The following is a 13005-nucleotide window of genomic DNA, read 5'->3' on the forward strand; positions in this document are numbered from 1 at the left end:
ACCCCGACACCCCCGGCCCCGCTTGCCCGCGCCACCTTCCTGATACCTGCGGCCCCCGTCGCCTCCCCCGCGTCCTCGACCTCCGTGCGCCCGGTCATTTCCCCTGCGCCCCGGGCCTGCGTCGCTCCCTCCGCCCGCGAACCGAGAGGCTGAGCGGGAATGCGTGCCACGTTGCGCTGGGCGCACGCCGATCTGCGCACCCACCGGGGTGAGGCGCTGTTCATCGTGCTCGCCACCGCCGGGATCGTCGCCTCGTTGCTGCTGGCCACCGCGCTCTTCGGCTACGCGACCAACCCGTGGCAGCGGGTGTTCACCCAGTCGCACGGCGCGCACGTGTGGATCCACACCGGACCGTCCTCGGACGCGCGCAGACTCGCCGAAGTGGACGGAGTGGACTCCGTCGCGGGGCCCTACCCCACCGCCTCGACCGCCGTCGAGTCGCGGGGAACCCGCGCCGTGGTCGAACTGCGCGGCGCCACCGAGCTGCCCGCCACGGGGCGCCCACTGCTCGCCTCCGGACGCTGGCTCGACCCCACCGAGGCGGACGGCGTGGTGCTGGACAGCAGCCTCGCCCGGGCGCTGTGGGCCGAACCGGGCGACACCCTCACCGTTCCCGGCACCACCCGGAAGCTGACCGTGCTGGGCGTGGCCGACAGCGCCGAGCCCCGGTACAGCCCGGGCGAGCGGCCGGGCCTGGTGTGGACCCTCCCGTCGGCGGTGCGAGGCACCGCCGGGCGCGCCGGACAGGTGATCGGACTGCGGCTGACCGATCCCGGCGACACCGACTACGCGGTCCAGCGGGCCGTCACCCTCCTCGGCGCCGGCGCCGTCACCGAGGTCTCCTCCTGGCAGCAGGCGCGTGCCGAGGCGCAGGGCGACGACCGTCTGCTCGGGCAGGTTCTCGGCCTGTTCGGCCTGGGCGCGCTCGTCGCCGCCGGGCTCGCCGTGCACGGTGCGATCGGCACCCGTATCCGTGGCCATCTGCGGGACATCTCGGTGCTGAAGGCGATCGGCTTCACGCCGGGCCAGGTGGTACGGATCTTCCTGTTGCAGCACGTGGCGTTCGCGCTGCTGGGCGCCGTGCTCGCGGGTGCGCTCACGCAGGCTCTGGGCAGCCGGGTCCCGGGGCGTCTCGGGGACGCGGTCGGTGTGTGGCAGGGACTGCCGGGACACACCGCGGCGCTCTTCTCGGTGCCCGCGGCCGCGGTGCTGTTCATCGCCGCGACGACCGTGCTCGCCGCGTGGCGGGCCGGACGGGTGTCACCCGTGCCGGGGCTGCGCGCCACGGCCCCGCTGGGTGGCGGGCTGCCGCGTCTGGCACGCGGGGCGCTGGGGCTGCGGCTGCCGTCCGCGTTGGTCCTGGGCTGGCACAAGGCGTTCACCCGTCGGCCGCGCTCGCTGGCCACGGTCGCCCGCCTCGCGCTGCCGCTGCTGCTGATCGTGGTGGCCATGAGCGCCTGGACGACCATCGACCGCTTCCACAGCAGGCCCGAGCAGCTCGGTCTCGCGGCCGCACTCACCGTCCGGCCGGACGGGAGTCTGAGCGATTCCGGCGTACGGGCCCTGCTCGACCGGAACCCGCAGGTCACCGGGGTCCACCCGGGCATCCAGGTGCCCGCCCTGGTCCCCGGCCAGACCGGCACCATCGCGCTGCGCGGGCTCGGCACACGCCAGGACCCCTACCCGTTCTCGCTGGCCGAGGGCCGCCCCGCGCGGGGCTCCGACGAGGCGGTGGCCGGTCAGGGCCTGCTCGACCTGCTGGACGTGCGGGTCGGCGACTGGGTGCGCATGACCGTGGGCGCTCAGCCGCAGATCCTGCACATCGTGGGCCGGAGCATCGAACCGGAGAACGGCGGCCGGGTCATCTCCACCTCGCTCGACACCCTCCGTGAGAACGACCCGGGACTCCGGCCGACCCTCTATCAGCTCCAGCTGCGCCCCGGCGCGGACCCGCACCGGGTGGCCACCGAGCTGGCCACTGCAGCGCACGGACGCTTCGACGTGCACGCCGTGACCAACCCGGCCGACGGGCTCTCGCCGCTGCGCGGAGTCGTCGTGGGACTGATCGCCGTACTGGCCCTGATCGGGCTCATCGAGCTGCTCACCGCGATCGGCGGCACGGTCCGCGAGGGCGAGCGGGATCTGCTGGCGCTGAAGGCGATCGGACTGACGCCGCGGCAGATCACCGCGATCACCGTGACGGCCACGGGGTGCACGGCTTTCGCGGCGGTCCTCGTCGGTACGGCTCTGGGGCTGCCACTCGCGCACTGGCTGATCGATGCCCAGGGAAGGTCGAGCGGCATCGGCGCGGGCGTCGCGCGGGGACCGTCCGCGCTGCTTCTGCTGCTGTTCGGCGGCGCCGCCGTGCTGGGCGCCGCCGCACTCGCCGCCCTGCCGGCCGCCCGAGCGGCCCGCCGCCGGCTGGCGGACACCCTCAGCACGGCGGCCTGATCCCGGTCAGGTCCCGTACGGTCCTTGCCCGTAGAGGTTCTGCCGCGCGCCCGGCCCGGGCGGGTGCCCCTGGGGGTGGCGGGCGTCCGGACCGCTCTGCGGATAGGGGCCCGACGGGCTGCCGTAGTGGTACGGGTTGTACCGGTTCCCGGGCGGGAAGGGCGTCGCCTGCGGGGGAACGAAACCGCCGGGCGGCGGGTAGGCGGGCGGAGCCACGGGACGCGGGATCGGCAGGGCCGCGGGATGTGCGCGCAGCCTGATCCCGTAGCGGCGGCGGAGCCTGTTCATCTCCAGGAAGGAGATGGCGGTCACCGTCACCGGCGCGCCCAGGATGAAGACGATGCCCAGGCTGAGGCTGAGCCCGTGCAGATCACCGGTGACCAGGTCGGGAACGGCCATCAGCCAGGTCGTCACCGAGGCCAGCAGCGGCGGCAGACAGCGGTGCACGGCCGCGGAACCGAAGTAGTTCCCGGACAGGTGCACCGCCGCGTAGACCAGGATCCCGGTGAGCCAGAGTGCCGCGAACCCCAGCAGCACCAGCGCGACGCCTCCGAGAGAGGTCGACAACTGCCAGAGGAACACCGTGACCACGACCAGGCCGACGAAGAGCAGCAGCAGCTTGAGCGAGTCGAGGAGCGGGCCCCGCAGCTGCCGGACGGTACCGGTGCGCCGCCACACGAAGAGCATCACGCCCACGGTCAGCGGCGTGATGAACAGCAGGACGGCGGACGCCGTCAGCATGTTCCCCAGCACTTCCGTGGTGTCGAACTTGTGCTGCACGAAGGTGTACACGCCGAAGGCCGCGACCGCTCCGGCGATGACCCGCACGCGCTTGAGCCGCTCCACCGACGGATCGGCCGACTCCGGAATCCACGCCGGGTGGAACACGGCCTTCGCCACCCGTTTGGGCCGCAGAAGGGTCCTGACCGTCAGTCTGTCGCTCGTCCATCTCCCCCGTGAACCGGCCAACTTCCGCTCCCCCGAACGATCGTCATCGTGACCACCGGGGACTGTACGGGAAGCGGGCGGACTCCCGCCGCCCGCTTCCCCGCATTCGGGACCTAACGGCCGCGCAGCGTCCGGTACTTGGCGACCAAGGCCTTGGTCGACTCGTCCAGTCCCGGCACGTCCGCGCCGTCGGTCAGGGCGGGCTCGACACGCTTGGCGAGCACCTTGCCGAGCTCGACGCCCCACTGGTCGAAGGAGTCGATGTTCCAGATCGCGCCCTGGACGAACACCTTGTGCTCGTAGAGGGCGATCAGCTGACCGAGGACCGAAGGGGTCAGCTCCCTCGCCAGGATCGTGGTCGTGGGGTGGTTGCCCTCGAACGTCTTGTGCGGAACCAGCTCCTCGGGCACCCCCTCGGCACGTACCTCGTCCGGGGTCTTGCCGAAGGCCAGCGCCTGCGTCTGCGCGAAGAAGTTCGCCATCAACAGGTCGTGCTGGGCGACCAGGCCCGGCAGCAGGTCGGCCACGGGCTCGGCGAAGCCGATGAAGTCGGCGGGGATCAGCTTCGTGCCCTGGTGGATCAACTGGTAGTACGCGTGCTGCCCGTTGGTGCCGGGTGTGCCCCACACCACCGGGCCGGTCTGCCACTCCACCGGATGTCCGTCACGGTCCACGGACTTGCCGTTGGACTCCATGTCCAGCTGCTGCAAGTAGGCGGTGAACTTGGACAGATAGTGCGAGTACGGCAGCACCGCGTGCGCCTGCGCGTCGTGGAAGTTGCCGTACCAGACACCCAACAGGCCGAGCAGCAAAGGGACGTTGGCATCGGCGGGCGCGGTACGGAAGTGCTCGTCGACCAGGTGGAACCCGTTGAGCATCTCGCGGAAGCGGTCCGGGCCGATCGCGATCATCAGCGAGAGGCCGATCGCCGAGTCGTAGGAGTAGCGGCCGCCGACCCAGTCCCAGAACTCGAACATGTTGGCCGTGTCGATCCCGAAGTCGGAGACCTTCTCCGCGTTCGTCGACAGCGCCACGAAGTGCCGCGCCACCGCCTCCTGCCCGGCCTTCAGACCGGTCAGCAGCCAGTCGCGCGCCGAGGTGGCGTTGGTGATCGTCTCGATCGTGGTGAACGTCTTCGAGGCGATGATGAACAGCGTCTCCGCCGGGTCCAGGTCCCGCACGGCCTCGTGCAGGTCCGCACCGTCCACGTTCGAAACGAAGCGGAGCGTGAGGTCGCGGTCGGTGAACGAGCGCAGCACCTCGTACGCCATCGCCGGACCGAGGTCGGAGCCGCCGATGCCGATGTTGACGACGTTCTTGATGCGCTTGCCGGTGCAACCGGTCCACTCGCCCGAACGGACCCGCTCGGCGAAGCCCGCCATCTTGTCGAGGACCGCGTGCACGGCCGGCACCACGTTCTCCCCGTCGACCTCGACGACCGCGTCCCGCGGCGCCCGCAGCGCGGTGTGCAGCACCGCCCGGTCCTCGGTCGTATTGATCTTCTCGCCCCGGAACATCGCGTCCCGCAGAGCGAAGACGCCGGTCGCCGCAGCCAGCTCGCGCAGCAGCCGCAGCGTCTCGTCGGTGACCAGGTGCTTGGAGTAGTCGACGTGCAGATCGCCGACCTGGAGCGAGTAGCCGGAGCCGCGAGCGGGATCGGCCGCGAACAGATCGCGCAGATGGGTGTCCGCGAGCTCCTCGCGGTGCTTGGCCAGAGCGGTCCACTCGGGTGTCTGGTTGAGCCGGGTACGGCTTTCTGCGTTCATCTCGGACTTCCGCCTTCTTTCCTGCCTGTGCTGCGTACCTTGCCCCGCTGCCGGTCCCAACCTAATTGATCAGGGCTGGACACGAGCTGTCGTAGTGCGTCCCCCGGCTCAACAACAGATACGTCCCGCTTGACCGCAGGTGTCAGCGGGAAGACGGCGAACGTGAAGAGCGCGGCCGCGAACCGTGCCGGTCCGTTCGGCCCGCGGGCCCCCGCGCCCGCGCCGCCCGGCAGGATCTCCGAGGGGGGCGCCCGAGGCCGCGACCGGGCGGAACGCCGGGCCGAGCGACCCGGCATGAATTCCGGGCCGCGCTGCTGCATCAGCGTGACCTGGCCGGCGCTCCCCGTGGTGTTCGTCGGGCCGGGCAGCAGCAAAGCCGCCTGACGGGTACACCGTCATCCCGCGCCGCTGGTCGCCCCGGCCGCCGGTACAGCACCGCGACTCGGGCGCGGCACAGGAATCCGTCCACGGTACGAAGCCCCGTCGACGGTACGAGGATCCGGGCGCGGCGGGACAATCGGCACGCGGCACGGGCATCCAGGCGCGGCGGACCCGGCGACTGGGCGGTGACCCGGCCGCGAAGCCGCCGCGAAACGGTTCCGGCCAGACACCTGTGGGTGCCCGGCCGGCTCTCAACTCCTAGATTTCGCCCCGCAGTTTGGCGAGCGCCTCGGCGAGGATCGCCTCGCCGTCCGCGTCGCTGCGTCGCTCCCGCACATACGCGAGGTGCGTCTTGTAGGGCTCGGTACGCGGCGGGTCCGGCGGATTGTCCCGGTCCTGTCCGGCGGGGAAGCCGCAGCGCGGGCAGTCCCAGGTGTCGGGAACCTGCGCGTCGCTGGCGAAGCTGGGCTGCGTCTCGTGCCCGTTGGAGCACCAGAAGGAGATGCGCAGCCGCGGCGCGGACTCGCCGCGCTCGGCCTCGCCCATCGGCCCCGCCCCGACCCGGCTTCCTCGGATCGCGTTGCCACTTGCCACGGTCGTAACTCCCTGCGTGATGGTGCCGCGAAGCGAGTCGGCGTGACGCTTCGCTGCGAGCGCCTCAGTCTACGTAAGGCCCAACGCGCGTCCAGTGATTGGAGTTACATCCCCACCCCTAGACGCAAGCCCCATGATAGGCGGCGCTTGGAGGCGCGTACCGGACATGGGGCCTTACGTGCGGAATGTGCTTGCGTAATGTGCAGGTGCGCTGCCGTACCGATGTCGATCGGTGATCAGTTGTTGATCTTCATCAGGACGCCGAGCACGACAATGCACGCGAACCAGAGCAGACCGATCATCAGGGTGATGCGGTCCAGGTTGCGCTCGGCGACCGAGGAGCCGCCGACGGACGACTGCATGCCGCCACCGAACATGTCGGACAGGCCGCCGCCCTTTCCCTTGTGCATCAGCACCAGCAGCATCAGCAGCAGGCTGAAGACGATCAGGGCGATCGAGAACCCCAAAACCACGGCTGGACCAACTTCCTCGGAACTGGATGGACGACGGGGGCCCGGTGCAACGGCACCAGACCCCCGCAAGGGTACGACGAATCGCCGCTACCGCATACTTACTGGTCGCGGAACCGGACGATCTTGACGAACTCGTCGGCGTCGAGCGCCGCGCCACCGACCAGAGCGCCGTCGATGTCCGGCTTCGCCATGATCTCGGCGACGTTTCCCGACTTGACCGAGCCGCCGTACTGGATACGGACCTTGTCGGCCAGTTCCTGGGAGTACAGCTCGGCGAGCTTGGCGCGGATCGCGGCGCAGACCTCCTGCGCGTCGTCGGCGCCGCAGACCTTGCCGGTGCCGATGGCCCAGACGGGCTCGTACGCGATCACGACGGACTCGGCCTGCTCGGCCGGGAGGTCCTTCAGACCGCCCTCGACCTGCGCGAGCGTGTGCGCGACGTGGTTGCCCGCCTCGCGGACGTCCAGCTCCTCGCCCACGCACAGGATCGGGGTCAGACCGTGCTTGTAGGCGGCCTTGACCTTGGCGTTCACGATGTCGTCGGTCTCGTTGTGGTACTGGCGGCGCTCGGAGTGGCCGACGGCCACGTACGTGCACTTCAGCTTGGCCAGCATCGAGCCGGAGATCTCGCCGGTGTAGGCACCGGAGTCCTGCGCCGAGAGGTCCTGGGCACCGTACTTGATCTTGAGCTTGTCGCCGTCGACCAAGGTCTGCACGGAGCGCAGGTCGGTGAAGGGCGGCAGGACGGCGACCTCGCAGGCCTCGTAATCCTTGTCCGCCAGGGCGAAGGCGAGTTTCTGGACGTGGGCGATGGCCTCGAGGTGGTTGAGGTTCATCTTCCAGTTGCCCGCCATCAGCGGCGTGCGCGTGCTCATCTAGGTCAGTCCTCCAGTGCGGCGAGGCCGGGGAGCGTCTTGCCCTCGAGGTATTCGAGGGAGGCGCCGCCACCGGTCGAGATGTGGCCGAATGCGGTCTCGTCGAAACCGAGGGTGCGCACCGCGGCGGCGGAGTCACCACCGCCGACGACGGTGAAGCCCTTGGACTCGACGAGGGCCTGGGCGACCGCCTTGGTGCCCTCGGCGTAGTCGGGGTGCTCGAAGACGCCCATGGGACCGTTCCAGAACACGGTCTCGGCGTCGGCGAGCTTGGTCGCGTACAGGGCGCCGGTCTTCGGGCCGATGTCCAGGCCGAGCTGCCCCTCGGGCATCCGGTCGGCGTCGACGGCGGTGTGCTCGCTGGGCGCCTTGGCCTTCAGGTCCGGGAATCCGGGGGAGACCACGACGTCGACCGGGAGCATCAGCTCGACGCCCAGCTTCTCGGCGCGCTCCATGTACTCGGTGACGGCCGGGATCTGGTCCTCCTGCAGCAGGGAGGCGCCGACCTCGTAGCCCTTGGCCTTGAGGAAGGTGAAGGCCATGCCGCCGCCGATCAGGATGCGGTCGGCCTTGCCGAGCAGCTGGTCGATGACGGCGAGCTTGTCGGAGACCTTGGAGCCGCCGAGCGCGACGACGTAGGGCCGCTTGACGTCCTCGGTGAGCTTCTTCAGGACGCCGACCTCGGTGGCGATGAGGTAGCCGGCGTAGTGCGGAAGACGGGCCGGGAGGTCGTACACCGAGGCGTGCTTGCGGTGCACGGCGCCGAAGCCGTCGCCCACGTAGACATCCGCAAGGGCCGCGAGCTGGTCGGCGAACTCGCCGCGCTCGGTGTCGTCCTTGGACGTCTCACCGGCGTTGAAGCGGAGGTTCTCGATGACCGCGACCTGGCCGGGCTCCAGGCCGTTCACCGCGTCGTGGGCGGCGGGGCCGACCGTGTCCTGCGCGAACGCGACCGGCGCGCCGAGCAGTTCACCGAGCCGCTCGGCGGGCTGGAGCAGCGAGAACGCCGGGTCCGGGGCGCCCTTGGGGCGGCCCAGGTGCGAGGCGACGATGACCTTGGCGCCCGCCTCGGCCAGGGCCTTGACGGTGGGCAGGACGGCGCGGATGCGGCCGTCGTCGGTGATGAGGCCATTGGCCAGCGGCACGTTGAGGTCGGCGCGGACGAAGACCCGCTTACCGGCCACGCCTTCGGCGAGAAGCTCGTCGATCGTCTTCATAAAGGGACTCCTAGGGAAGGCTCTTCAGATCCGAGAGGGCTGATCGATCACTACGTAGCGCAGGGCCCGGACAGCGCGGCGTCGCGCTGCCCGAGCCCTGGCTCACATCGAGGTGCCTGCTCTGGGAGTTAGAGCTGGCCGCCGACGAAGACCGTGAGGTCGACGAGGCGGTTGGAGTAACCCCACTCGTTGTCGTACCAGCCGAGGATCTTCACCGTGTTGCCCTCCTGGACCATGGTCAGGGAGGAGTCGAAGGTGCAGGAGGCCGGGTCGCCGACGATGTCCGAGGAGACGATCTGGTCCTCGGTGTACGTCAGGAAGCCCTTGAGGTCGCCGTCCTCGGAGGCCTTCTTGAACGCGGCGTTGACCTCGTCCTTGGTGACCTCACGCTGCAGCGTCACGACCAGGTCGGTGGCCGAACCGGTCGGGACCGGGACGCGCATGGCGATGCCGTCCAGCTTGCCCTTGAGCTGCGGGAGGACCAGGGCGGTGGCCTTGGCGGCACCGGTCGTGGTCGGGATGATGTTCTCGGCGGCGGCGCGGGCGCGGCGCAGGTCCGAGTGCGGGAAGTCCAGGATGCGCTGGTCGTTCGTGTACGCGTGAACCGTCGTCATCAGGCCCTTGACGATGCCGAAGTTCTCGTCGAGAACCTTGGCCATCGGCGCCACACAGTTGGTGGTGCAGGAGGCGTTGGAGATGATGTTGTGGTTCGCCGGGTCGTACTGGTCCTGGTTGACGCCCATCACGATGGTGATGTCCTCGTCCTTGGCCGGAGCCGAGATGAGGACCTTCTTGGCGCCGCCGGCGATGTGCTTCTCGGCGTCGGCCTTCTTCGTGAAGATGCCGGTCGACTCGATGACGATGTCGACGCCCAGCTCGCCCCACGGGATGTCGGCGGGGTTGCGCTCGGAAAGGACCTTGATCGTGTGCCCGTCGACGGTGATCGTGTCGGCGGTGTGCGACACCTCGGCCTTGAGGCGGCCCAGGATGGTGTCGTACTTGAGCAGGTGGGCGGTGGTCGCGGTGTCACCCAGGTCGTTGACAGCCACGATCTCGATGTCAGCACCCTGCTCCAGCAGCGCGCGGAAGTAGTTACGACCGATGCGGCCAAAGCCGTTGATGCCTACGCGGATCGTCACGAACCGATCTCCTCGTTAGGTACGCCGACTCAGATGTCGGCGAGTTGTATGGGATGTCCCCGACCGAGTCCGACCCTACCTCTCTGGAGCCCCCGGAGTGACATCGAGTAGGGCCATACACGGCAGGGCGATCCGTACCCGTCAGTAGGGTACGGATCGCCCGCGCTGTTCATGCGATTGTCACGCACAGTCAGCTGTTCAGTGCCGAGAGCGCCTTCCCGATCAGAGCCGCGCGGTCGGCCGCCGAACTGACGTGTTCCAGGCCGAAGCCCAGCAGTACGGAGTCGTCCGTGGTGACCGCTCCATACGTCTTGAACAGTTCTCCGGTGCGCGCCCAGTCCCGCAGGACGGCCGGGCTGCCCGCGGGCGGGCCGGCGACGCTCCAGGGACCGAGGGAGGACTCGAAGCCCTCCGTCTCGGTGGCGGTGCCGCCGACCACGAGGGAGGCGTCGTCGACGAGGAGGCCGTGGCCGCCCGAGCTCGGGTCCGTGATGTAACTGAACGAGACCTCGATCGACTTGCCGGCGTACGCGCTCAGGTCGAAGCCGACCTGCTGCCAGCCGCTGGAGGCGCCGGTGAAGCTGTTCCACGCACCGCTGGTACCCGTGGCGGTGCAGCCTGCCGCGCCGACGGTCAGGTAGTGCTTGATCCACGGGTGTTCCCGGGCGAGGAAGCCGGCCTCGCACTCGGTCGGGACCGTGGCCGAGGTGGCCCCGCCCGCCTCGGGAAGCGTGGTCCAGTCGTCGGCCCCGGTGGTGTGGACCTCGACGATCGCGTGGTCGTAGCCGGGCTCGGTGTCCCACAGGATCTGGGAACGGAGTGTCGGCTTGTCGGCGGCGGCGACCCCGGTGAGGTCGATGGTGCGGGTGAGGCGCTTGTAGGCGTCGTCGGTGTGGACCGCGGCGGCCATGTACGAGCCCGCGTACGGCCCGTACGGGTTGACGGTCCCGCTGAACTGGCCCGCTCCCGCGCTGGAGGAGAACTGGGGGTACTGCGCCGCGGTGAGCGAGTCCGAGGTGACGCCGTAGGTGCCCGCCGCGTTCAGCGGGTTGCCCGGGGCGGCGCCGAGCGTTCCCGTGGCGCCGGCGAGCTCGCCCGAGCCGGTGAAACCGCTCGCGCCGGGAGTGGACGTACGGGAGTAGGCGCCCAGGTAGTACTGGCTGAAGTCGTTCGAGAGGGTGCCGCCGCCGAGGTCGACGCTGCCGCCGGCCAGTTCGCCCGCCTCGACCAGCTTGCCGCCCTCGTTGAGGAACGCCCGCAGCTGGAGCTGGGTGGCGTTGCCGGGCCGCAGGGCGCCGGTGTAGTGGACGACGGTCCCGAAGTGACCGAGGACGCCGAGCGCGTCCGGCGCGCCCTGGGTGGCGACGTCCCAGACGAGGGCCTTCCTGCCGTCGGCCTTCAGCGCGTCGACGTAGGTCTGCGCCTGTGTGGCGGTCGCGCCCTCCTCGGCGACCACGAGCACGTCGGCCCGGGGCCGCTGGGCCACGGTGTACGTGAAGTGCGTGCTGGAGGTGGGCTTTCCGCTCCTGGTCTCGCCGGTGAACCAGACCTCGACCTTGTCGCCCGGGTCGCCGTCCTTGACCTTGGCGCGGTACTCGTCGAAGTAGAGGTTGTCCGTGCCGCCGTAGGTCTCGCCGCCCCGCCAGGGCCTGAGCGCCATGTCGAGCGTACGGCCGCCGTTGACGCGGTACTTGAGTTCCTTGTCGCGTACGGACTTGCGGACGACGACGGAGACTTCCTGGTCGGCGCCCCGGGAGTACGACGTGGCGAAGGCGGCGGGGGTGAAGTCGGGGGCGTCGAGGCCGACCGAGGAGGACGGCTGGTCGGGGTGGGCCGCGGTCTCGGCGACGGAGAGCGCGAACGGGACGTTCTTCTCGAACTCCTGCTCGATCAGCTTCTCGTCGTCCGGGAAGGTGAAGACGGAGGCGCAGTCCGCCGCGTTCCAGGCGTCGTTCGGATCGAGGCCGGACGCCGTCTGGCAGGTCGACATCTCAGGGGTGAACATCGCCATGCCGTTGACGTTGCCCGCGTGGCCGTCCGCCTCGCCGTTGGTGGTGTACAGCTCCGAGGAGACCTGCGGGTGGTAGCCCGGGATCGCGGAGTTCTCGGGGGTTCCCGCCAGCGCCTTGTAGAGCACGTCGTCAGGGGTGGGTGTCGCCACCTGCCAGCCCACTCCGTACAGCAGGAGTTCGGCGGCGGAGTGGTAGTTGATTCCGTACGTGAAGCCGACGCGCTTCTCGAAGGCGTCCAGCGCCCTGGTCTCGGGCTCGGAGCCGGGGCTCGCGCCGCGGTAGGTCTCACTGGTGGGGTTGGGGGACGAACCCTCGTCGTCGTAGCCCCACTTGTAGGCGAAGTTGCGGTTGAGGTCGACGCCGTCACCGGTGGAGATGACGCCGTCGCCGTTCACGTCCCGCAGGTTCTTGCGCCACTGGCGGGCGTCGGCGTCCTTGAACGTGTAGTCGTAGCCGTCGGGGTTGGCCGACAGGACGAACCACAGCTCGGTGGAGTCGACGATCTTCTTGATGCGTTTGTCCGTGGCGTAGTTGTCCAGGTAGTAGTGCATCAGCCGCCGCGTCATCTCGGGCGTGATCCACTCGCGCGCGTGCTGGTTGGACATGTACAGCACCGACGGCTTGGCGCCGTCCCTGGTCTTCTTCGCGCCCTTGGTCAGTTTGAGCGCGAGGATGTCCTGGCCGTTCAGGGTCTTGCCGATGGAGACGACCTTGGTCAGGCCGGGGTTGGCCTGACCCGTCCTGATGATCTCCTCCTGGAGGTTTCCCTTCCCGCTGTACGGGCGGAACACTCCCTGGGCTGCATCCTCGACCCGGTCCTCCGCCTTGGCGGAGAGCGTGTGCTCGGTGAGGTCGACGCCCTGCTTCTCCAGCTTCCTGGCCTGCTGGTCGGTGACGTAGACCTCGACCGTGCTCCTGCCGTTCTTCCAGGTCGTGTCGCCGAGCTCGTGACCGTCCTGGCCGGCCGCGAGCAGCAGGGGTACCTGCTGCTTCGTGACCTCGGCGCGGAACACCTTCACGGCGTTCGCGTCGGGCTTGGGTGAACTGTCATTCTGCGCCTGGGCGATCGGCGCCACGGCCGCACCGCCCAGCAGGAGCGCGCCGGTAGCGAGGATCGCGCTCGCTCTTCGTCTCATGAGCCCCCCTTGC

General features: G+C 69.7%; 9 protein-coding genes. 1 reads left to right on the plus strand and 8 read right to left on the minus strand.

Going from position 1 to position 13005, the window contains the following annotated elements; translation table 11 throughout:
* The first annotated feature begins 159 nt into the window (after nt 1-159).
* Nucleotides 160-2451 carry an ABC transporter permease gene (locus N4G66_RS08570; protein WP_261703382.1) on the plus strand — a complete coding sequence of 764 codons (2292 nt, stop codon included), beginning with the start codon at nt 160-162 and terminating at the stop codon, nt 2449-2451.
* A 6-nt stretch (nt 2452-2457) separates the two neighbouring features.
* Here N4G66_RS08570 and N4G66_RS08575 read toward each other — a convergent pair whose 3' ends face one another.
* The 8 genes from N4G66_RS08575 to N4G66_RS08610 form a co-directional block, all read right to left on the minus strand.
* Nucleotides 2458-3351, minus strand: coding sequence for a hypothetical protein (locus tag N4G66_RS08575; RefSeq protein ID WP_391858777.1), 894 nt, complete (start codon nt 3349-3351; stop codon nt 2458-2460).
* A 161-nt stretch (nt 3352-3512) separates the two neighbouring features.
* Nucleotides 3513-5165 (minus strand): glucose-6-phosphate isomerase, encoded by a 1653-nt coding sequence (gene pgi, locus N4G66_RS08580; RefSeq protein ID WP_261703384.1) that lies wholly within the window; start codon nt 5163-5165, stop codon nt 3513-3515.
* Nucleotides 5166-5804: 639 nt separating this feature from the next.
* Nucleotides 5805-6140: an RNA polymerase-binding protein RbpA gene (locus N4G66_RS08585; protein WP_003957010.1), complete on the minus strand. Its 336-nt coding sequence runs from the start codon at nt 6138-6140 to the stop codon at nt 5805-5807.
* Between the two features lie 236 nt (nt 6141-6376).
* Nucleotides 6377-6613, minus strand: a complete 237-nt coding sequence (gene secG, locus N4G66_RS08590) for a preprotein translocase subunit SecG (RefSeq protein WP_261703385.1) — start codon at nt 6611-6613, stop codon at nt 6377-6379.
* Nucleotides 6614-6711: 98 nt separating this feature from the next.
* Nucleotides 6712-7488 carry a triose-phosphate isomerase gene (tpiA, locus tag N4G66_RS08595; protein WP_261703386.1) on the minus strand — a complete coding sequence of 259 codons (777 nt, stop codon included), beginning with the start codon at nt 7486-7488 and terminating at the stop codon, nt 6712-6714.
* 5 nt (nt 7489-7493) lie between these two features.
* Nucleotides 7494-8705 carry a phosphoglycerate kinase gene (locus N4G66_RS08600; RefSeq protein WP_261703387.1) on the minus strand — a complete coding sequence of 404 codons (1212 nt, stop codon included), beginning with the start codon at nt 8703-8705 and terminating at the stop codon, nt 7494-7496.
* Between the two features lie 128 nt (nt 8706-8833).
* Nucleotides 8834-9844, minus strand: a complete 1011-nt coding sequence (gene gap, locus N4G66_RS08605; RefSeq protein WP_261703388.1) for a type I glyceraldehyde-3-phosphate dehydrogenase — start codon at nt 9842-9844, stop codon at nt 8834-8836.
* A 190-nt stretch (nt 9845-10034) separates the two neighbouring features.
* Nucleotides 10035-12992 carry a M14 family metallopeptidase gene (locus N4G66_RS08610; RefSeq protein WP_261703389.1) on the minus strand — a complete coding sequence of 986 codons (2958 nt, stop codon included), beginning with the start codon at nt 12990-12992 and terminating at the stop codon, nt 10035-10037.
* Nucleotides 12993-13005 lie beyond the last annotated feature (13 nt).

The sequence above is a fragment of the Streptomyces rhizosphaerihabitans genome (assembly GCF_025399795.1).
Taxonomy (GTDB): Bacteria; Actinomycetota; Actinomycetes; order Streptomycetales; family Streptomycetaceae; genus Streptomyces; species Streptomyces rhizosphaerihabitans.